At 72.5% G+C, this 19044-nt stretch carries 18 protein-coding genes; 7 read left to right on the top strand and 11 right to left on the bottom strand.

Annotated features, from left to right (window positions below; translation table 11 throughout):
* Positions 1–117: 117 nt before the first annotated feature.
* From ACFV6I_RS23265 to leuC, 5 genes are read right to left on the bottom strand one after another with little or no spacing between them, the layout of a single operon-like run.
* Positions 118–1440: an MFS transporter gene (locus ACFV6I_RS23265; protein ID WP_380427397.1), complete on the bottom strand. Its 1323-nt coding sequence runs from the start codon at positions 1438–1440 to the stop codon at positions 118–120.
* The gene (locus ACFV6I_RS23260) at positions 1437–2465 is read right to left on the bottom strand and encodes a TauD/TfdA family dioxygenase (protein WP_063349705.1); all 1029 of its coding nucleotides are present in this window, start codon (positions 2463–2465) and stop codon (positions 1437–1439) included. Before ACFV6I_RS23260 ends, ACFV6I_RS23265 begins: the two co-directional genes overlap by 4 nt.
* Complete coding sequence (locus tag ACFV6I_RS23255; RefSeq protein WP_380427395.1) at positions 2462–3661, bottom strand: pyridoxal phosphate-dependent aminotransferase; 1200 nt, start codon at positions 3659–3661, stop codon at positions 2462–2464. Before ACFV6I_RS23255 ends, ACFV6I_RS23260 begins: the two co-directional genes overlap by 4 nt.
* Positions 3658–4341 carry a 3-isopropylmalate dehydratase small subunit gene (gene leuD / locus ACFV6I_RS23250; RefSeq protein WP_363375500.1) on the bottom strand — a complete coding sequence of 228 codons (684 nt, stop codon included), beginning with the start codon at positions 4339–4341 and terminating at the stop codon, positions 3658–3660. The genes ACFV6I_RS23255 and leuD overlap by 4 nt, the downstream gene beginning before the upstream one ends.
* A gap of 35 nt (positions 4342–4376) precedes the next feature.
* Positions 4377–5777, bottom strand: coding sequence for a 3-isopropylmalate dehydratase large subunit (gene leuC / locus ACFV6I_RS23245; protein WP_380338220.1), 1401 nt, complete (start codon positions 5775–5777; stop codon positions 4377–4379).
* A 329-nt stretch (positions 5778–6106) separates the two neighbouring features.
* Between leuC and ACFV6I_RS23240 the strand changes: the two genes are divergently transcribed.
* From ACFV6I_RS23240 to ACFV6I_RS23220, 5 genes are all read left to right on the top strand, one after another.
* A complete protein-coding gene (locus ACFV6I_RS23240; RefSeq protein WP_159398537.1) occupies positions 6107–6526 on the top strand; it encodes a hypothetical protein in 420 nt (139 codons plus the stop codon).
* Positions 6527–7240: 714 nt separating this feature from the next.
* Positions 7241–7870: a hypothetical protein gene (locus ACFV6I_RS23235; protein WP_063349701.1), complete on the top strand. Its 630-nt coding sequence runs from the start codon at positions 7241–7243 to the stop codon at positions 7868–7870.
* A 119-nt stretch (positions 7871–7989) separates the two neighbouring features.
* Entirely contained in the window at positions 7990–8793 is an 804-nt protein-coding gene (locus ACFV6I_RS23230; protein WP_363375505.1) for a winged helix-turn-helix domain-containing protein, read from the top strand.
* 166 nt (positions 8794–8959) lie between these two features.
* Positions 8960–9730 carry an ATP-binding cassette domain-containing protein gene (locus tag ACFV6I_RS23225; protein ID WP_107452943.1) on the top strand — a complete coding sequence of 257 codons (771 nt, stop codon included), beginning with the start codon at positions 8960–8962 and terminating at the stop codon, positions 9728–9730.
* A gap of 293 nt (positions 9731–10023) precedes the next feature.
* Positions 10024–10236, top strand: a complete 213-nt coding sequence (locus ACFV6I_RS23220; protein WP_380427393.1) for a hypothetical protein — start codon at positions 10024–10026, stop codon at positions 10234–10236.
* Positions 10237–10414: 178 nt separating this feature from the next.
* Here ACFV6I_RS23220 and ACFV6I_RS23215 read toward each other — a convergent pair whose 3' ends face one another.
* From ACFV6I_RS23215 to ACFV6I_RS23200, 4 genes are read right to left on the bottom strand one after another with little or no spacing between them, the layout of a single operon-like run.
* Positions 10415–11422, bottom strand: coding sequence for a hypothetical protein (locus ACFV6I_RS23215; RefSeq protein ID WP_380427391.1), 1008 nt, complete (start codon positions 11420–11422; stop codon positions 10415–10417).
* Positions 11419–11784: a PadR family transcriptional regulator gene (locus ACFV6I_RS23210; RefSeq protein ID WP_063351477.1), complete on the bottom strand. Its 366-nt coding sequence runs from the start codon at positions 11782–11784 to the stop codon at positions 11419–11421. The genes ACFV6I_RS23215 and ACFV6I_RS23210 overlap by 4 nt, the downstream gene beginning before the upstream one ends.
* 56 nt (positions 11785–11840) lie before the next feature.
* Positions 11841–13733: a sensor histidine kinase gene (locus tag ACFV6I_RS23205; protein ID WP_380427389.1), complete on the bottom strand. Its 1893-nt coding sequence runs from the start codon at positions 13731–13733 to the stop codon at positions 11841–11843.
* Complete coding sequence (locus ACFV6I_RS23200) at positions 13723–14487, bottom strand: response regulator transcription factor (protein ID WP_380427387.1); 765 nt, start codon at positions 14485–14487, stop codon at positions 13723–13725. Before ACFV6I_RS23200 ends, ACFV6I_RS23205 begins: the two co-directional genes overlap by 11 nt.
* 143 nt (positions 14488–14630) lie before the next feature.
* On the opposite strand from ACFV6I_RS23200, the gene ACFV6I_RS23195 reads away from it, so the two are divergent.
* Entirely contained in the window at positions 14631–15611 is a 981-nt protein-coding gene (locus ACFV6I_RS23195; protein ID WP_380427385.1) for a M20/M25/M40 family metallo-hydrolase, read from the top strand.
* A gap of 23 nt (positions 15612–15634) precedes the next feature.
* Entirely contained in the window at positions 15635–17077 is a 1443-nt protein-coding gene (locus tag ACFV6I_RS23190) for a M1 family metallopeptidase (RefSeq protein ID WP_380427383.1), read from the top strand.
* Positions 17078–17124: 47 nt separating this feature from the next.
* Here ACFV6I_RS23190 and ACFV6I_RS23185 read toward each other — a convergent pair whose 3' ends face one another.
* Together ACFV6I_RS23185 and ACFV6I_RS23180 are read right to left on the bottom strand one after the other, a co-directional pair.
* Positions 17125–18381, bottom strand: a complete 1257-nt coding sequence (locus tag ACFV6I_RS23185; protein ID WP_380427381.1) for a hypothetical protein — start codon at positions 18379–18381, stop codon at positions 17125–17127.
* Positions 18378–18734, bottom strand: coding sequence for a type VII secretion target (locus ACFV6I_RS23180; RefSeq protein WP_159398533.1), 357 nt, complete (start codon positions 18732–18734; stop codon positions 18378–18380). The genes ACFV6I_RS23185 and ACFV6I_RS23180 overlap by 4 nt, the downstream gene beginning before the upstream one ends.
* Between the last annotated feature and the right edge of the window lie 310 nt (positions 18735–19044).

Below are 19044 nucleotides of genomic sequence, written 5' to 3'. Positions count from 1 at the left end.
TCAACCCCCCCCCCCCCAACAATAAACCCCCCCCGTCAGTGGGGCGCCCGTTTCTTGTATTCACCGCGGCGGGGGGCGGGCCCCGGCGCCCCCCCCCCCCTCTCCGCGTCCCCCTCCTCAACTCCCGGACGGGTGCTCCCGGTTGTCGGGCAGGGCGGGGAAGGCGCGGACCGCGGGGGTGACGGCCACGCCGAGTGCGATCAGCAGGAACGCCGCCGCACAGCTCAGGACGGTGGGCACGGCGTGCACCGTCTCCAGCAGCAGCCCGCACAGCAGCGGGCCGAGCGCCGCGCCGGCGCCCATCGAGACCCCGATCAGGCCGGCCAGCCGGCCGCGCATCTCATCGGGGGTGACCATCATCTGATGACCCGCCACCAGGGCGGTGGCGGTGGGGGCGAGGAACGCGGCCGCGCCCAGCACCAGCCCGGACGGCCAGCCGGTCGGCACCACCGCGAGCAGCGGCACCAGCACGGCGGTGGCCCAGGTCAGCACCATGAGCGCCGTGAACGGCGAGAGCGAGCGGCGCAGCCGCCCGGCCGCCAGCGCACCCGACACGCCGCCCGCGCCGACCAGGGCGCCGATGGCGCCGATCTCGGCACCGGACCGCCCGTCCTGCTGGGCCATCACCACCACGGCGATCAGCAGGCCGCTGAACACCAGGTTGAAGGCGGTGCCGAACAGCACGGTGGCCCGCACCGCCGGGTTGCCGCGCAGCCAGCGCAGCCCCGACGCCATCGCCTGCAACGTCCCCTCGGGCCGGTCCGCACCCTCGCCCTCGCCCTCGCCCTCGCCCTCGGGCGACGACGCCGGTGCGGGCGGCGCTGGCAGCCGCAGGAACAGCAGCGTGGCGAAGGCGATCGCCGAGGTCACCGCCTGGGCGACGAACGGCAGCAACCGCTGGACGCCGTACAGGAATCCGCCGATCCCCGGGCCCACGATGGTCGCGAGGTAGTAGCGGGCGGTGTTGCGGGTCACGGCGTCGGCGAGTTGCGAGGACGGCACGACGCTCGGCAGCAGCGCCTGGTCGGCGGTGCCGAACAGCGAGGTGCACACCCCTTCGACCACCGCCACCACCACGATGGCCGCCAGCGGCGCGTGCCCGATCGCCACCAGCAGCGCGAGCACGCCCAGCGCCGCGGCCCGCCCGAACTCCGAGACCAGCATCAGCGTCTTGCGGCTGACCCGGTCGGCCAGCGCCCCCGAGGGCAGCGCCGCGAGCGCCCGCGACCCGGCGATCGCGAACTCGGCCAGCGAGGCCTCGAAGGCGGAGCCGCCGAGCCCGAGCACCAGCAGCGGGTACGCGATCAGCGTGCCCTGCGCCCCCAGCTGGGAGACCATGTTCGCGGTCCACAGCACGTTGTACTCGCGGTTGCGGGACAGCGGCGGAGGGCCCGGCTCCGCGGCCACGGCGGCATCGGCCGTCGTACTGCCCGAGGTCACTGCGGCGGGGTCGGCAGCGCCACCGCGGGCGCCGACGTCCGCTCCACCGGGCGGAGTTCGGACCACGCGTGCGCCCCGGCCATGCTGACGAACAGGTCACGCGGCGGCACGAAGGGGGCCCGCCCGTGCGCCACGCTGATGTTGTCCACGATCAGGACCTCACCGGTGTGCACGTTGACGTCGATCTGCTGCGCCCGGTACGCGGCCTGGAGCTGCCGGACGACCTCGTCCGGGATCTCGCTGCCGTCCGCGTAGAAGGTGTTGGTGGGCATCCCCCACGGGCCGTACTCCTCCAGCAGGAAGTCGGCGACGTCCTCGCGCAGGGTGCGGGCGTGGAAGAAGGTCAGGTGGTTGAACCAGGAGCGGACACCGGTCTCCGGGTGGGTGGCGACGGCCCAGCGCAGCTGACGCGTCCTCAGGTGGTTTCGCTCCAGCCACTCCAGCTCGATGCTGTTGGCGTCGCAGTAGGCCTTGACCTCGTCCGGGTCGCTGGTGCCGAACGCCTCCTGCCAGGAAAGGCCCAGGCCGGGGCGGAAGTTGCGGACGAGCAGGTAGCCCTCGCGCTCGAACCGCTCGGCGGTCTCCCGGGGCAGCCCGGCGTGCAGGGCGCGGCAGTCGGCCAGCAGGCTGGCGCCGCCGTCCGGCGACTCCTGGCGGCAGAAGAAGAACAGGTAGCGCGGGACGTTCAGGTTGTACGACTGCTCGGTGTGGAGGAAGATCTCCTCGGTCGCCGGGTGGTCGGTGGCCGTGAACACCCCGGGGTGCAGCTCGGTGCGCGGCGAGGAGCGCTCGGTGTAGTCGAGCGGCCGGCCGACGACGGCGTTGACGAAGGTGTCCAGCTCCGGCCACTCCTGCCAGTCGAAGCCGCTGAGCACGACCGCGCCGTGCTCGGTGATCCGCCGGCGGATGAACTCCCCCTGCTCCTTGCCGAGGTCGACCAGCCGGTTCCCCGCGGTCTCGGCGGTGATCCCGAGGACCAGTCCGTCGTGCCGCGCTTCGGTCGAGATGCTGATGGCGGTTGTCACGGAGTGACTCCCTTCTGCGGGCTGCGGGCGCGAAGCCGCTCGGCAGCGGTGTCGAGGGTCTGGAGTGGACGGTTGAAGGCGATCCGGACGTAGCGCTCGCCATCGGCCGGATCGACGAAGAACGAGGTGCCCGGCGCCACCAGCACACCGGTCTCGGCGAGCAGCGTGCGGATGAAGCGCGGACTGGGCTCGTCGGTCAGCCCGTCGATCCGGGCCAGCACGTAGCAGCCGCCGGCCGGGGGCGTGAAGTCGAAGCCGGCGTCCCGCAGCAGGGCCACCGTCCGGTCGCGCCGCTCGCGCATCCCCGCCGCGTGGTCCCAGCGCTCCGGCAGCAGCAGGTCCGCGTTGGCGGCGGCGTGCTGGAGCGCGGCCGCCGCGCCGCCGGTGGTGGCCACGTGCACCTTGCGCAGCAGGGCGGTGAGCTCCGGCGCCGCGCGCAGGAAGCCGAGCCGCCAGCCGCTGATCGCATGGCTCTTGGAGAGGCTGCCGACCACCACGGACCGGTCGGCCAGGCCCTCGATCTCGGCGACCGAGCGGTAGCCGGCCGACTCGTAGATGTACCCGGCGTACACCTCGTCCGAGATCACCACGGTGCCCCAGCGCCGGCACAGCTCGGCGAGCAGGTCGAGGGTGCCGCGCTCCAGGACGACGCCGGTCGGGTTGGCCGGGCTGTTCACGATGACGGCGCGGGTGCGCGGCCCGAAGGCCGCGGCCAGCTCGTCCGGGTCGACGCTCCAGTCGGGCTCCCGCAGCCGGACCGGGCGCGGGCGGGCGCCGGTGAGGGCGATGGCGCTGAGGAAGTTCTCGTAGAAGGGCTCGAACACGATCACCTCGTCGCCGGGGTCGACGAACGAGAGCAGGGCGACGGCCAGCCCCTCGCTGCCGCCGACGGTGACGGTGATCTCGGAGCCCGGGTCGGGGGCGCCGGGCAGGGCCGCGGCGATCCGCTCGCGCAGCAGCGCCAGCCCGGCCGGGTCCTGGTACTGGTGGACGCCGGCCCGCAGCGCGGCCACCGCCGCCTCGACCAGCCCGGGCGGCGTGTCGGGGTAGGCCGGGGTGCCGACCGCGAGGTCGACGGTGTCCGGCGGCAGCCCCTCCAGCAGCAGCGCGGCCAGCCCCCCGCCGGGCAGTCCGGCGACCCGCTCGGCGCCCAGGGCGCGGCGGGCCGGGGTGTCATGGTGCGTGGTGGCGCTCATCGGCTCACTCCCGCGGCGTCGGTCCGCAGCCGCTGTTCGGTCTGGAGCGGCGCTTCGCCCTGGAGCCGCTGTTCGGCCAGGTCGAAGGCGCCGCGCGGGATCTCGGGCAGCCAGGACGGGCGGCCCGCCTCGTACGCCTCGATGTCCCCGGTCCTGAGCAGGGTCTCCGCGATCACGTCCTGCCCTTCGAGCAGCCGGGCCCGGGCCCGCGCGTCGACCGTGAACGGGTGCTCGCCGCCCGGCCGGCGCAGCAGGCCGGCCCGCAGGTCCACGGTGAGCCGCAGGCCCTCGGCGGACTCCGCGAGGTCCATCAGCTCCTCGACCACGGGCGTCGGCAGGTCGACCGGGACGAGCCCGTTGTTGAGGGCGTTGCGGCGGAAGATGTCGCCGAAGCCGGTGGCGACGACGGCGCGGAACCCCCAGTCGCGCAGCGCCCAGACGGCGTGCTCGCGGGAGCTGCCGATGCCGAAGTCCCGGCCGGCCAGCAGGACCGTCGCGCCCGCGTGGCGCGGCTGCTCCAGGACGAAGCCGTCCTCGGCGCGCCAGCGGGCGAACAGCGCGTCCTCGTAGCCGCTCTTGGTGACCCGCTTGCAGAACTCCGCGGGCAGGATCTGGTCGGTGTCGACGTCGTCGCGGCGCAGGGCGACCGCGCGACCGTGGTGTTCGACGAAGGGTTCCATACTCAGCTGTCCTCTCTCCGGCCGGGCCGGCGCTGTCAGGCCAGGTCGGCCGGGGCCGCGAGCCGCCCGGCCACCGCCGTCGCGGCGGCGACCGCGGGCGACACCAGGTGGGTGCGGGCCCGCGCCCCTTGGCGGCCTTCGAAGTTACGGTTCGAGGTGGAGGCGCAGCGCTCGACACCCTCAAGACGGTCGGTGTTCATCCCCAGGCACATCGAGCAGCCGGGCAGCCGCCACTCGGCGCCGGCGGCCGCGAAGACCTCGTGCAGCCCCTCCGCCTCGGCCTCGGCCCGCACCTGCATCGAGCCGGGGACGACCAGCATCCGGGTGCCGGCGGCGACGGTGCGCCCGCGCAGCACCCCGGCCGCGGAGCGCAGGTCCTCGATCCGGCCGTTGGTGCAGGAGCCGACGAAGACGACGTCGATCGCGAGGTCCCGCATCGAGGTTCCGGGCCGCAGGCCCATGTAGGCCAGCGCCTTCTGCGCGGAGGCGCGTTCGAGCGGGTCGGCGAAGGTCTGCGGGTCGGGCACGGCGGCGGCGAGCGGCACGGTCTGGGCGGGGTTGGTGCCCCAGGTGACGAGCGGGGTGAGCCCGCCCACGTCGAGCACGACCGTCCGGTCGAACACGGCGCCGGGGTCGGTGGCCAGGGTCGACCAGTCGGCGACGGCGGCGTCCCAGTCCGCCCCGGCGGGGGCGTGCGGACGGCCGCGCAGGTACTCCAGGGTGGTCTCGTCGGGTGCGACGATCCCGGCCCGGGCGCCGGCCTCGATGCTCATGTTGCAGAGCGTCATCCGGGCCTCCATGGAGAGCCCGCGCACCGCGTCGCCCCGGTACTCGATGAGGTGGCCCTGCGCCCCGTTGGCCCCGATCCGGGCGATCAGCGCGAGGATCATCTCCTTCGCCCCGACCTCCGGGGGGAGTTGGCCGGTGAACTCGACGGCCAGGGTGCGCGGCCGGCCGATCTCCAGGCACTGGGTGGCCAGGACGTGCTCCACGTCGCTGGTGCCGATGCCGAAGGCGAGCGCGCCGAACGCGCCGTGCGTGGCGGTGTGGCTGTCCCCGCAGACGATCGTCATGCCGGGCTGCACCAGGCCGAGTTCGGGTCCGACGACGTGCACGATCCCCTGCCGCCGGTGGCCGACCGAGTAGAGCTCGACGCCCTGTTCGGCGCAGTTGCGGCGCAGCGTGTCCAGTTGGACCAGGCTGACCGGGTCGAGCACCGCGGTCGCCGTGGTGGCGACGTTGTGGTCCTCCAGCGCCAGGGTCAGCCCCGGCCGCCGGACGCTGCGGCCGGCCAGCCGCAGCCCGTCGAAGGCCTGCGGGGAGGTGGCCTCGTGGGTGAGGTGGAGGTCGATGTAGAGGAGGTCCGGTCCGCCGGGCCGGGACGCCACGACGTGGCGCTCCCACAGCTTCTCCGCGAGTGTCCGTGCTGGGCCCATCGTCGTCCCTCTCTCCCCTGCGCTGTCCGTGCACTACGGCCTTGGGGCGGAACCCCGGCCACCGCATGCCGTCCCGGCCGTACGGACCTCAGCCTCCATGGCGCCACCCGCCGCCCACCACGTCTTTAAGCCGGTGCGAAAACGCCCAGCACAGGCGATCACGTGCACGAAGAAAGGTGCAGAGAACTGCACCTCGGATCGGAAGTAAGCCCCCATGAAATCGGCGGCGCCCGGGTTCAGGATGGAGTCATCGAAGGCGGAACCAACGCCGGGACGACGGGCAGAAGATCATCGGATCCCACGGGACCCAGGGAGGAAGCATGTACCCGATGCGCAGGAGCCACGGGGCCGAACCCGGACACCGGCGGAGCAGGACGGTCGTGCTGACCCTGGCCGCCGTCCTCCTGGTCGGCGCCGGAACGTCCGCCTGCCAGGTCAGTACCAAGGCCGCCGACCGGATCGAGCTGTGCGCGAAGATCTTCGGCAAGACCTTCACCGATCCGTTCCCGGACAACGTGGAGGAGGCCCGCAAGAAGATGCGGGCACGGGCCGACGAGCTCGACGGGCTGGCCAAGCAGGCCGGGGACGACAAGCTCCGCAATGCGATCCAGTCGACCGCCGACAAGATGCGCAACGCCGACATCCGCGAGAAGGGTGCGGTGCGCACCGTGGTCGGATACATCGGTGAGCAGAACGACCGCATCAAGGAACTGCGCCAGACCTGCCTCGACCACCACGACTACCCGTGATGACTGGGCTTCCGAACCAGCGTCACCGTTGAGGCTCCCAGCGAGCGCACGGTGACCACAGACCGGAATCGGTGAACAGGGCACTAACAGTTCCCCCACCGATTCCCTTGGCCGGGCCCCTCGTTGGGTCCCCCGTCTTCCGGGGGGCCCGGCCGTAAATCTCCCCGTACCAATACAAGCCAGGAGCAGTCATGCCCGATTCGAGCGGCTGGAAGCCCACTAAGGAACGCCCGATGTGGCCCTGGGTCGTCCTCGCGGTGGTCGCCGTTGGTGTTCTGATCAACGTGCTTATCACGATCTGACGAGCAGATCGAATCCGCGCCTGAGGAACTTCCGCGCTCTTGGCAGGTAGGCCGAGAGCGCGGACCCACGTCCGGCGCGACTCCGGCCCCACAGACCCCTCTCACCCCACCCGCCCCACGGGTCGCACGACCCGTCAGGGGGCGGTCGAACCGAGTCGAGTCCGCTATCCGGATCAGGTGCAGAGAACTGCACCTTCGAACTGGCGAAGACTCGACTGTCACCCCCCTAAAGCGCCACGTAGCGTAGTCGGTACGGGAACGGGCATGGCCATGTCGAACTTGCGGTCACGCACGATCGACCATCCACCTCACCGTGGATCCCGGCTCCCGACCCGCCTACATCAACGGCATTCATGGGGGACTCGTGCCACGTCTGCACTTCACGTCGGCAAGCCTGTTGAGAACGCGTATCATGCCGACCCCGGACTGGGTCAGCGAATCACTCTTCGCCCTGGACCTGCTCTCTTCCCGGCACCGCCAGGCGAAACGCCGGCTCCGATGGCATAAAACCCGTCCCGTCGGACCGGCCCGCCGGCTGGGTCCCACCCACCGGCTCGGCTCCACCCAGCGGCTCGTCGAACTCGCCCGGACCATCCGCCCGTTCCCCGACATGGACACCATGGTCCGGCGCGCCCGGCACTCCGGGAACGGCGCCGACCTGCGCCTGCTCCGGGACCTGGAGTCCTTCTACCGCATCATGGTCGCCCCGCACTGGGACGTGATCTCCCTCACCGTTCAGAGCGACCGGAAGAAGCGGCTGGAAATCCTCCAGGACTGCGGCGCCCGCAGTCTGCTGAGCACTCTTCACCCGACCGTCCGGCTCTCCACCTGCTCGCTGGAGATACCCGGACAGAACGAGGACGTGCAACTGGAGGAGGTCGGGCTGACCATTGCGCCGTCCTACTTCCTGGCACCCGATTCCCCGGTCCTGGTGGACGACCACACCATTGCCGACGGACCGACGCTCTTCTACCCCATTCTCCCCGACGGACCGAACTGTGCGACCGAGGGCGTGATCGAAGCGGCAGCGATGCCGGCCTGAGACCGATGACCTCCGATCGCGACAGCATCGGAACTTCAAGGGGGAAAACAGCAATGCGACGCATATTCTTCAGTCCGGCGAGCCTGGCCAAAGTATCGTCGGCCGCCCATCTGGATCCGATGAGAGAGGCGCTGTGCGCCCTCGAAACCTTCGCGACGGGCGGCGGAGGCCCCGTCTTCCATTCCTGGCGACGACGGGTCGCGGGTGAACGGGACGGCCGGGCGCTGGCCGAACTCGCCCGCACCGTCCGCCCTTTCCCGGATCTCTACCGAATTCTCGAAAATTCCTCCGCAGCCGGATCCGGGAACGAATTCCGACCGCGGGTCCTGCGCGATCTGGAGACATTCCACCGGATCGCCGTGGAGCCGTACTGGAACCAGGTGTCGACCCTGCTCGAAGTCGACCGGAACGCCCGGGCCCAGATCATGATGAGCGGCGGCGTCGACCAGTTGCTCAGCACCCTGCACCCGGCGATCCGCTGGCGCCCCCCGGTGCTGGAGGTCCCCGGGACGGGGCACGACATCAAACTGGAGTCGACCGGCCTGGAGATAGCACCGTCGCTGTTCCTGTTCTCCCGGTCTCCGATCCTGGTCGAACAGCAGGGCGACCGGCCCCTGCTGCTGCTCTACCCGATCCCCGTCCCGCGCGACCGGGAGAACCTGTGGGACCCGGCGCCCGACGGCGACCAGGCCCTGGGCGCCCTGCTGGGGCGCACCCGGGCGGCCGTCCTCCAGGTGCTGACGACCACCTGCACCACCACCGAAGTCGGCGAGCTGGTGGGCATCTCCACCGCCGCCGCGAGCCAGCACACCGCCGTCCTGCGGGCGGCCGGCCTTATCACCACCCTGCGGTCGCTCAACAAAGTGCACCACACCCTGACCCCCCTGGGCGGGGCGCTTCTTCGTGGGGATCCACTCGTCTGACAATTCGCCCTATACCGACGATTCCCGAAGTAACGAACCCGCAACACGCCCCGAGGAGCGATCTGGATCCGACACGGATGGTCTAGGAAAGTGCACCATACATACGGATGCGGGCAGCATGGCCTAAACCCATTACGAGCGAGTAGGTTCTGGGCATGCACGCACGATGCCTTGTCGCCGCACGCATCATTTACGGAAGCCTGGGAGCGGATTCATGATGGGAGGTGGACCAGCTGAGCGGGAAGCCGCCCCAGACTGTGCCGTCACGCTGGAAAACGTGTCGAAAATCCACCCGGGCACGAACGGTCCCACAGCGGTCCTGCGCGAGTTCTCACTCGGCGTACGAAAAGGCCGCTTCTGTGCCGTCATGGGAGACGAACGCGCCAGCACCACAGCACTCCTGGAGTGCATGGCCGGCGTCACCACCCCGTCCACCGGAACGGTCCACTGGGCCGACGGTGGACGGGGTTCCGTCGGTGCGCTCTGGGGCCAACACGAGCCCGTCCACCCGAATGTGACGGTTCGTGAATTCGTCGACCCGGGTGTTTCCGCACTCGGCCGCCGCCAGGCCTGGCAGATCAGCCGGGTCACCCGACTGTGGCTCTGGCGGCGGCCGCTCCGGAGGCTGGGCCGGGTCCAGCAGCACAACGCCATGCTGGCCCGGCTGCTGGCCGGCTCCCCGCGCCTGCTGCTGGTCGACACCCCCGGCCACGACGACTCGCCCGAACTCGCCCGCGCCATCGGCGCCTCACTCCGCCGCGCGGTCCGCGCCCTCGACCTCACGGCGGTCCTCGTCACCACCGACCCGGAAGCCGCCGCGTGCGCGGACAGCGTCGTCTTCCTCCACCACGGCCGCCTCGCCGACGCCCTCGGCCCCTCCACCCCCGCCGAGATCGCCGACTGCCTCCAGCACCTCCGAAGAGGCTCGACCACCTGATCCGCCCGCCTTCCCCGGCGCCCCTCTCCCAGGGCGCCCCCGGCGCCCCTTCCCCGGCGCCCCTCGCCCTCCCCGGCGCCCCCCGGTCAAGCGGTGCACAGCGCTTCCCCAGTCGCGGCTCCCGCGCCCCGTACGCCCTCCCGCGCACCGCGCCGGCGCATCCCGGACCGCCGCCCGCCGCACCCGCCGCCGCCGCCGCGGGGCAGTGCGGCGGCAACGTCGCCGACTCCACCACCTCCGGCACGTGGAAGCTGCACGACCCCGACGGGCCGAACCCCGCGAAGATCGGCGTGGTGACCTTCTGCACCACCGCCTCCCCCGCCGTCACCGGCGACGGCGTGGCCGCCATCCACCACTGCGTCGGCCAGCCCGTCTGCAACCCCACGGCCGCCGACCCGGCCGAGAAGCTCTTCCAGATCGTCGGCGACGTCCAGCTCCAACCGGTCTGCGCGGACGGCGGCTTCGGCGCCCTGAGCGTCATCAACGGCTTCTCCGCCGACCGCTGAGGACCGGCCACCGCGCACCGATCACCGCGCACCGATCGCCGATCGCCGAGGACGGACCGCCCGACCGCCGAGGACCGACGCCGAAAGATCCCCGAGCCCCTTCCGGAAGAAGGGACTCGGGGATCCTCGGACCGGCCGGCCCGACACCGGCGGTCAGTTCGGGGCACCGCCTGCGCGGTCAGGCCGGCTCGACCGGCTCCGGGTTCCGGGAGGCGGCCAGGGTGCGGCTGAACGCGGCGAGGGTGGCGGCGACAGCCAGCAGACCGACCACGACCGCGAGGTTGCGCCCGAGGTCGGCGAGGTCGCGCGGCAGCGCCCAGTAGTAGGGCGCGGGGAGCATGACCGCCCAGGGGAGGGCGGCCAGCGCCACTCCGACGGCGCGCGGCCGGTCGGGCCGGCGGGCGGCGAAGTGGACGAAGAAGGCGATCGCCATCACCACGGCGGGCCAGGCCGACGACGCGTCGAGCAGCATCTGGGTGCTGCGCGGGAAGATGATCTCGGAGTAGTCCTCCAACTCGCGCCAGGGCCAGGCGAGGACGAGCGCGCTCATCGGCAGCACGATGGCACCCGCCGCGACGACCGTCCCGACCCGGGCGCGGACGCGCTGGTCGACGCCGTCGGGCGGGGCGATGAGCAGCGGCACCCCGAGCAGGAGCCAGAGAGGCAGCTGGTAGAGGGACAGGAAGAGCACCCCGGCCGGGTGGACGAAATAGCCGACCGCGGCGCCGATCCGGGCGAGGACGCCGACCAGCACCAGGACGCGGGTGGCGCCCCAGTGCCCGAGGCCGGCGCCGAGCAGCGCGAGGAGCCAGGGGACGGTCTGCACCACGCCCACCGCGGACGCGGCCGCGGTGTGCAGGCCCATCAGTTCGGAGTGCGGCTCCCTGATGAAGAGGCCCATCAGCAGCTGGACGAAGGCCAGCGCCGCCCCGCCGGCCAGCAGGTACGGCGCGGCGCCGGCGAGCGCCCGGCCCGCGGGGTCGCCGGAGCTGAGCCGGGTCCGCAGCCGGGCGGCGTGCGCGGCCAGGGTGACCCATTCGCGCAGCACGGTGCGCCGGTCGGCGCCCTCGACGGACTCGGCGAAGACGGCGGCGATCTCCTCACCGTGCGAGGCCCGGTAGGCGGCGGGGTAGATGCCGATCAGCGGGAGCCTGCCGGGCAGCGCCCCGGCCTGCTGCGCGGTCATGCCGCACCGCCGCTCAGCCGGAGCGCCCCGAGGCGCGGACCCCGCCCGAGCGCGAGCCTGCGCTCGGCCTCGACGACTCCGGCCCGCAGCCGCGCCGTCTCCGCGCCCAGGACGTCCCGGCCGTCCTCGGTGAGGGCGAAGGTGCGCCGCATCCGGCCACCGACGACCTCCTCGTGGTCGATCCGGATCAGCCCCTGCTGGAGGAGCCGGTCCAGCGCGGTGTAGAGCGTGCCGGTGAGCAGCTTGGTCCGGCCGTCGGAGATGGCCAGGACTTCCTGGACGATCGCGTAGCCGTGCCGCGGGGCATCGGCGAGCGCGGTGAGCACGAGCCGGGTCGGCTCCTGTAGTTGACGGTTAGCCATGACCGTGAGCATAGATCAATGGCAAACATATGTCGATGATTTAGCTATCGGCCCGCTCAGCCCCCGTACCCGGCGGCCGCCGGAGCCGGCAGGCGCACGGTGAACACCGACCCCGCGCCGGGGCTGCTGGCCGCGTGGACGCCGCCGCCGTGGAGCTCGGCGAGCTTGCGGACGATGGCGAGGCCCAGACCGCTGCCGCCGCTCTGCCGGTTGCGGGACTTGTCGGCCCGCCAGAAGCGTTCGAACACCAACGGCAGGTCCGCCTCGGCGATGCCGCCGCCGGTGTCGGCGACCTCGATCAGCAGGGCGTCGGCCTCCGGGCGGGTCCGCAGGGTGACCGTGCCGCCCGCCGGGGTGTGCCGGACGGCGTTGGCGACCAGGTTGCCCACCAACTGCCGCAGGCGCACCGGGTCGGCGGACACCTCGTACCCGGCCGTGGTCGTCGAGGCGGTGTCGACGACCAGGGCCACGCCCGACGCCTGTGCCCGGGCGCCGTGCGCGGTGGCGACCTGGGCCAGCAGGTCCTCGACGTCCACGGGCTCGCGGTGCAGGGCCAGTTCACCGGCGTCGGCGTCGGCGAGGTCCCGCAGGTCGTCGATCAGGTGCTGGAGTTGCAGGGCCTCCTCCAGCAGCGAACTCGTCAGGGCGCCGTCGGCGGTGACGACGCCGTCCTCGACGGCCTCCAGCCAGCCCCGGATGTTGCTGAGCGGGGTGCGCAGCTCGTGCGCGATGTCGCCGACCATCGCCCGGCGCAGCTCCTCCAGCTGTTCGCGGCGCTGCGCCATGGCGTTGAAGGCGGCGGCGAGTCCGGCGATCTCGTCGCGGCCGGTCGCGGACACCCGGGCGGAGAGGTCCCCGTCGGCCATCCGCCGGGCGGCGCGGGTGAGCGCGTTCAGCGGCCGGGAGAGCCGCAGGCCGACGATCGTGGTGATCGCCACGGTGACCACCAGCACCAGCGCGGCGACCTCGGCGACCCGCCCGCGGTGCGGGGCGGACAGCGCGGGGGCCTGGTCCGCCGCGCCGGCGGGCGCGCCGACGAACAGCAGCACGGGCGGCGCCACGTACCGGACGAGCTGCTGCCGGCGGGAGTTGGCGAGGCAGGCGGAGATCACCTGCTCCTGCTCCCGGTCGCGGGCCGGGGCCCACTGCAGCCCCAGGGACAGCGTCACGGGCCGGATCTGCTGGCGCTCCAGGCAGGCGTTGACGAGCGCGGTGAGGTCGGCGAGGGCGGCGCTCTCGGTGCGGGTCGGGGCGTCCAGCACCAGCGGGGGCGCGCAGCGCACGCCGAGCGGCCGGCCACCGGGGACGCTCACCACGGGGCGGCCGACGGCGTCGTCGGTGACGGTCGCCTCGACGCCCAGTTCCGACCGCAGGCAGCCGGCCCGGTCCCGCGCGGCCTCCTCCATGGCCGCGCGCTCGGCGGTCGTCAGCCGGAACGGGCCCACGGCGCGGGCGTCGATCCGGTCGGCCGGGGCGTCGGGCAGCATGGCGAGGTCGACGGAGAGCGGGTCGACGGTGGTGGTGGGCGTCCGGGGCAGCACCGTCCGGTCGGCGGCGCCCGGGGGCGGCGCCGACGGCGTGGCGGCCGGGGGCGGTGACCCGGGTGCGGTGGCGGCCGACGGCGGTGACCCGGGTGCGGCGGCCGCGGAGTCGACGACCGGCTCGAAGCGCGGAGTGGTCAGCAGGATGCGCTGCCCGGTCTCGGCGGCGAGCCGCCGCACGGTGCTCTCCGCGCCCGTCCAGTCGGGATGGGTCGCGGCGTAGCCGAGCAGTTCGTGGTAGATCCGGGCCTGGTCCGCGAGGACCTGGCGCTGCTCCTGCCTGATCGCGCCCGTCGTGGTGCGGGCGGTCAGCCAGGCCGTCGCGGCGATCGAACAGAGCGAGACCAGGGCGGAGAGGGCGAGCAGCCGGATCAGCAGGCTGCGGCGCGGCGGAGCGTCACGACGCACCGCGCGGCCCCTCCGCGAGCTTGTAGCCGATGCCGTAGACCGTCAGCAGGCGGGTGGGGCGCCGCGGTTGGGGCTCGATCTTGCGGCGCAGGTTCATCACGTGGGTGTCGACGGTCCGGGTGGTGATGTACCGGTCGATGCCGTGCAGGTGCTCCAGCAGCTGGGCCCGGGTGAAGACCCGGCCGGGCTGGGCGGCCAACACCTGGAGCAGCCGGAACTCGCCGGGCGTGCAGCTGACGGGCCGTCCGTCGGCGGTGACCTCGTGGCGCAGGGGGTCGATGGTGAGGGCCCCGGCGGTCAGCACGGCTGGCGGCGCGGCGGCGGGCGGTGGGAGCGGTGCCATGGTGGGCGGCGCGGCCGCTGGCGCGGGAGCACCCGGGGTCAGCGGCCGGGACCCGCGGCGCAGCAGGGCCCGGACCCGGGCGACGAGCTCGCGCGGGCTGTACGGCTTGGTGAGGTAGTCGTCGGCGCCGAGGTCGAGGCCGAGCAGCAGGTCCTCCTCGGCGGTGCGGGCCGTCAGCATCAGTACCGGCAGGGCGGATTCGGCGCGCAGGGCGCGGCAGACGTCGAGCCCGTCCATGACGGGCATCATCACGTCGAGGACCAGGAGGTCCGCCGGGCCGCGCCGGGCCTGTTCCAGCGCGGCCCGGCCGTCGTGGACGACGACCACGCGGTGCCCTTCCCGCTCCAGGTACAGGCGGGCCAGGTCGGCCTGCTTGGGATCGTCCTCGGCGACCACGACATGTGCGCACATGAGGATGATCGTAAGTCGCCCTCCGGAAGCACCCCTACCGGTTCCCGACAGCCTCTCGACAAGTTCCTGACATCGACGGACCAGGGTGGGTCGAGTCCGCCGGGGGAAGCCCCCCGGCCCCGCCTCCGAAAGGCTCCCGCGTGATGCCCTCCCGCCGCCTGGTGTCCCTCGCCGCCCACGTCATCGGGGCCGCCCTGCTGCTGTCCACCGTCCCCGCCGTCGCGGCGACGGCCGCCGAGCGCAGGCCCGCCCCCGCCGCGCCCACCGTCGAGGCGGCCGAGGTGATGCCGCACCTCCAGGCCCTGCAGCGGATCGCGGACCGCAACGGCGGCAACCGCGCGCACGGCACCAAGGGGTACGCGGAGTCGGTGGCCTACATGAAGCACGCGCTGGACCGGGCCGGCTTCCAGACGCAGCTGCGCCGCTTCTCCCACGACGGCAAGGACGGCTACAACCTGATCGCCGACTGGCAGGGCGGCGACCCCGACCACGTGCTGCTCACCGGCGCCCACCTGGACAGCGTCACGATGGGCCCGGGGATCAACGACAACGGCTCCGGCTCGGCGGCCGTCCTGACCACCGCCCTCCAGGTGGCCAAGGCCAAGCTGAAGCCCGAGCGGCACCTGCGCTTCGCCTGGTGGGGGGCGGAGGAGCTGGGGATGGTCGGTTCGGCGGACTACGTCAAGAACCTGTCCGCCGGTGACCGCAAGGCCATCGACCTGTACCTCAACCTCGACCAGGCGGGCAGCAAGAACCTCCAGCAGTACCTGCTGGTGAAGGACGCGAAGAACAACGAGACCGCGGCCTTCCAGGCCTTCGAGAAGTGGTTCACCGACCGAGGCCTGGCCACCTTCGACATCCCGCTGGACAGCTCCGACAGCCAGCCGTTCGGGGACGCGGGCATCCCGTCGTCCGGCTTCAGCAGCGGCGTCTCGGACTGCATCCACAGCGCGTGCGACAACCTCGCCAACGTCGACCCCGCGACGCAGGCGACCAGCACCAACGCCATGATCGGCGTGGTCTGGCAGTTCGCCACCACCAAGCCCGCCCCCGCCAAGCCCGCCGCCCCCACCGCTCCTGCCACCACCGCCCCGGCCACCGCCTCCGCCGCCACCCGGTCCTGACCGCCCGCCCCCAGGAGCCACAGATGCGCACACCGCTGAGTCGCCACCGCCGCAAGGCCGTCACCCTGGTGGCCGCCGCCACCGCCCTCGGCGTCGCCCTGACCGCCGCCCCCGCGGGAGCGGCCGGCATCGGGGACCCGTACTTCCCCGAGGACGGCAACACCGGCTACGACGTGGCGAACTACGACGTCCGGATCGCCTACGACCCGGCGCACCCCGACCAGTTGAACGGCGACACCACCGTCACCGCCCGGGCCCTGCAGTCGCTGGACCGCTTCTCCCTGGACCTCAAGGGCTTCCAGGTCACCTCCGTCACCGTGAACGGCACTCCGGCCAAGGCGTTCTCCCGCTCCGGCACGCACAAGCTGGACATCGTGCCCGCCCGCCGGGTGGCCGGCGGCGCCACCTTCGCGGTGCGGGTGGTGTACGCGGGCAAGCCCGACCCCGAGGGCTGGCACCAACTGGTGTCCGGCGGCGTCAACGCGATGGGCGAGCCGCACTCGGCGACCTCCTGGTTCCCGTCCAACGACCACCCGTCCGACAAGGCCACCTTCTCGCTCGCCGCGACCGTCCCCGACGGCTGGACCGCCATCGGCAACGGCCGGCCCGGCCAGACCACCAGCAAGGACGGCTCGACGACCTTCCGCTGGCGCGAGGACAAGCCGATGGCGACCTACCTCAGCACCGTCGCCATCGACAAGTTCACCGTCCACCGCTCGGCGCTGCCCGACGGGACGCCGGTCATCACCGCCTACGGCCCGGACGTGCCGATCGACGACATGGCCAAGGCGACCGAGGCCCAGCAGCCCGAGATCATCGCCTTCCTGGCCTCCAAGTTCGGCCCCTACCCGTTCTCCTCCGCGGGCGCCATCGTCCGCAGCTGGACCAAGGAGACGGGCACCGGCGCGCCGGACCTGGAGACCCAGAGCCGGCCCACCTACACCAACTACTTCTGGGACTCCGCGGCGGTCCACGAGATCACCCACCAGTGGTTCGGCGACAGCGTCTCGTTCACCGACTGGCGCGACGGCTGCATCGCCGAATGCGTCGCCCAGTACGCCAACCAGCTGTGGGACGAACACCAGGGCAGCAACCTCGACACCGGCTTCTACGCCCCCGGCGTCGAGGAGAACCGGAACAAGCCGGAGTACTGGTCCACCAAGCTCTACGACCCCGGGCAGGGCAAGGAACTCGCCTCGGCCCTCTACTTCAAGGGCTCCCTGATGATGCACGCCCTGCGGCGCACCGTCGGAGACGACACGTTCTTCGCCACCCTCAAGCGCTGGACCGCCGACCACGCCTACGGCAACGCTTCCTTCCCCCAGTTCGAGGCCCTCGCCGCCAAGGTCTCCGGCAAGGACCTCAAGGGCTTCTTCGACGCCTGGGCCCACGGCACCACGATCCCGGCGAAGGAATACCTCTACCCCGGCCCCCTGGCCCCCCTCGCCCCGGCAGGCAGCCGGTAACACCCCGCCCGGCCCCCCGCACCGACACCAGCCCTCCTGATCCCCCATCAGGAGGGCTGGCGCACGCCCGGGCTGAGCTCCTCCAGGACGATGTCGGAGACGGTCCTCGGCTGCGGGCGGTGTGGAACCGAGGTGCCGCCGTGCGTCGGCCTGAAGTCGCCGACGGGGGCCGGGAAGTGGCCCATCTCGTGGAACAGGCCCGAGAGGTCCGTGTCCTGCGGCGGCAGCGGCGGCAGCTCATGGGGCAGGTCTCCGACCGGGACGAGCTCGATCTCCGACGGGCCGCCCCCTGGCGTGCCGTCCCCCGTCGTACCGCCGCGCGGTGGGCGCGGGCCCTCCAGCCGGCCGTTCAGCCAGCCCTCGATGTGGTCGCCCGGCGAGATGGAGAACTTGTTCCCGGGGTTCATCACCCCGTGCCGCCACCCCCACGCCCCGGCGAACGCGCCGTTGGCCGCGCCGGAGACGTAGTCGCCCGACAACCCGAACACCGCATCCTGCGCCGCGCCTTCGGCCATCCCGGTCAGCGCCCCGTAGCCGGTGTTCCAGACCAGCCCGGCCGCGCCCTTGGCGAACGCGCCGGCCTCCTTGCCGGTCAGCGAGGTGAAGCCCTTCCCGAGCCCCTTGCCCAGCCCCTTGCCCAGCCACCCGGCACCGACACCGACCGCGCCGCCCACCGCCCCGTTGATGGCGGCCGTGCCCAGCTCGCCGCCGTCGATCGACGTGCGGTGGCCCTGGCCCAGCTCGATCACCTGGGCCAGCAGGTCGAAGCCCACCTGGGCCAGCACCGACTCGGCGACCCGGGTCACCGCACTGATCAGCGCCTTGCGCAGGAAGGCCCACACCAGGGCCCTGGTGAAGGCTATCTCCACGGGCGCCGCCTCGGCCCCGCCGAAGAGGAACAACGCTGCGTCGATGGCCAGTTGAACGGCCAGGACCACCAGCGCACCGATGATCTCGATGCGCAGGGTCTCGATCTGGTTCGCCAGGTTGTGCAGCGCGTCGGCGGCGGCGTCGCAGCACTGGGCGATGAGCGGCAGCGCGGCGTCGTCGGCGACGGCGAGCCTGGCCAGATAGGCGTCGAACGCGTCCCTGGTGGCACCGCTCAGACCCTGGTCGAGCTGGGACTTGGCGTCCGCCAGGTCCAGGACACAGGCACGGATCGACTTCGCCGCCTCGGTCCAGGCATCCGCCTCGGCCCGCAGCGCACTCTCGTTCCCCGTGGGCCACTTGTTCCCCACCAGGATCATCAGCAGGTTCTGCAACCCGTCCGGCAGCGAGGCGTTGGGGGCGTCGACCGCCATCACGCGCCGCCGCTACCGGGCACCGGGAACGTCCAGGCGAGTTCCGTGGCATGCTCGTCGGCCTTCTCGAACGTGCTGCGAGTGGCGCCTAGGGCATCGGCCAGCTTGCGCAAGGTGTCCGGCAGCGCCTGCACCGCCTTCAGCAGATCGTCCCGCGGCTGGGCGAAGACCTGGTCGAAGCCCTGCCCGAGCGCCGGATCATCCCCCCAGGGCGCCGCGCCGGACAGGGCCGCAGAACTCAGCGCCGTCCAGGCAGCAGCCATGCCGTCGGCCGCCCGCCCCGCATCCGCCCCGGCCTTGCCCACCAACGCGAAGTCGACCACCAGCGTCCCGTCCAGAGCCGGCAGCTGCGGCACCGCCGGCCCGCCGTACGGCGGCACCCCGGTAGGCGCATTGCGGTAACCACCAGTGGGACCAGGCACATCAGGCAACGGAGGACTCGGCACCCACCCACCTCACCCGACCCCACCCCGGACCTCGACCACTCTTGACGACATCCCAACGATCACCGCCCCACTCCTGACACCCCCCTGACGCCCCCGGACCCCGCGTCGCCCATGCTCCATCGCGAGAGCCGGCGCCCACCCAGAAAAAATCGATGGGGGGGTAGGAAAAAAACAACAACAAAAAGGAAGACGGCCGAGACCACCAACCCCAGCACGCGCA

This window comes from Kitasatospora sp. NPDC059803 (assembly GCF_042732255.1).
In the GTDB taxonomy this organism is placed as follows: Bacteria; Actinomycetota; Actinomycetes; order Streptomycetales; family Streptomycetaceae; genus Kitasatospora.
The sequence above is the reverse complement of the archived record's forward strand: the minus strand, read 5'-3'. Positions and strand labels throughout refer to the sequence as shown.

Coding starts and splice junctions, on each gene's coding strand:
- ACFV6I_RS23255 (WP_380427395.1), bottom strand. CDS start 3,661: ATGAGCGCCACCACGCACCATGACACCCCGGCCCGCCGCGCCCTGGGC.
- leuD (WP_363375500.1), bottom strand. CDS start 4,341: ATGGAACCCTTCGTCGAACACCACGGTCGCGCGGTCGCCCTGCGCCGC.
- leuC (WP_380338220.1), bottom strand. CDS start 5,777: ATGGGCCCAGCACGGACACTCGCGGAGAAGCTGTGGGAGCGCCACGTC.
- ACFV6I_RS23240 (WP_159398537.1), top strand. CDS start 6,107: ATGCGCAGGAGCCACGGGGCCGAACCCGGACACCGGCGGAGCAGGACG.
- ACFV6I_RS23235 (WP_063349701.1), top strand. CDS start 7,241: ATGCCGACCCCGGACTGGGTCAGCGAATCACTCTTCGCCCTGGACCTG.
- ACFV6I_RS23230 (WP_363375505.1), top strand. CDS start 7,990: ATGAGAGAGGCGCTGTGCGCCCTCGAAACCTTCGCGACGGGCGGCGGA.
- ACFV6I_RS23225 (WP_107452943.1), top strand. CDS start 8,960: ATGCCTTGTCGCCGCACGCATCATTTACGGAAGCCTGGGAGCGGATTC.
- ACFV6I_RS23215 (WP_380427391.1), bottom strand. CDS start 11,422: ATGACCGCGCAGCAGGCCGGGGCGCTGCCCGGCAGGCTCCCGCTGATC.
- ACFV6I_RS23210 (WP_063351477.1), bottom strand. CDS start 11,784: ATGGCTAACCGTCAACTACAGGAGCCGACCCGGCTCGTGCTCACCGCG.
- ACFV6I_RS23200 (WP_380427387.1), bottom strand. CDS start 14,487: ATGTGCGCACATGTCGTGGTCGCCGAGGACGATCCCAAGCAGGCCGAC.
- ACFV6I_RS23195 (WP_380427385.1), top strand. CDS start 14,631: ATGCCCTCCCGCCGCCTGGTGTCCCTCGCCGCCCACGTCATCGGGGCC.
- ACFV6I_RS23190 (WP_380427383.1), top strand. CDS start 15,635: ATGCGCACACCGCTGAGTCGCCACCGCCGCAAGGCCGTCACCCTGGTG.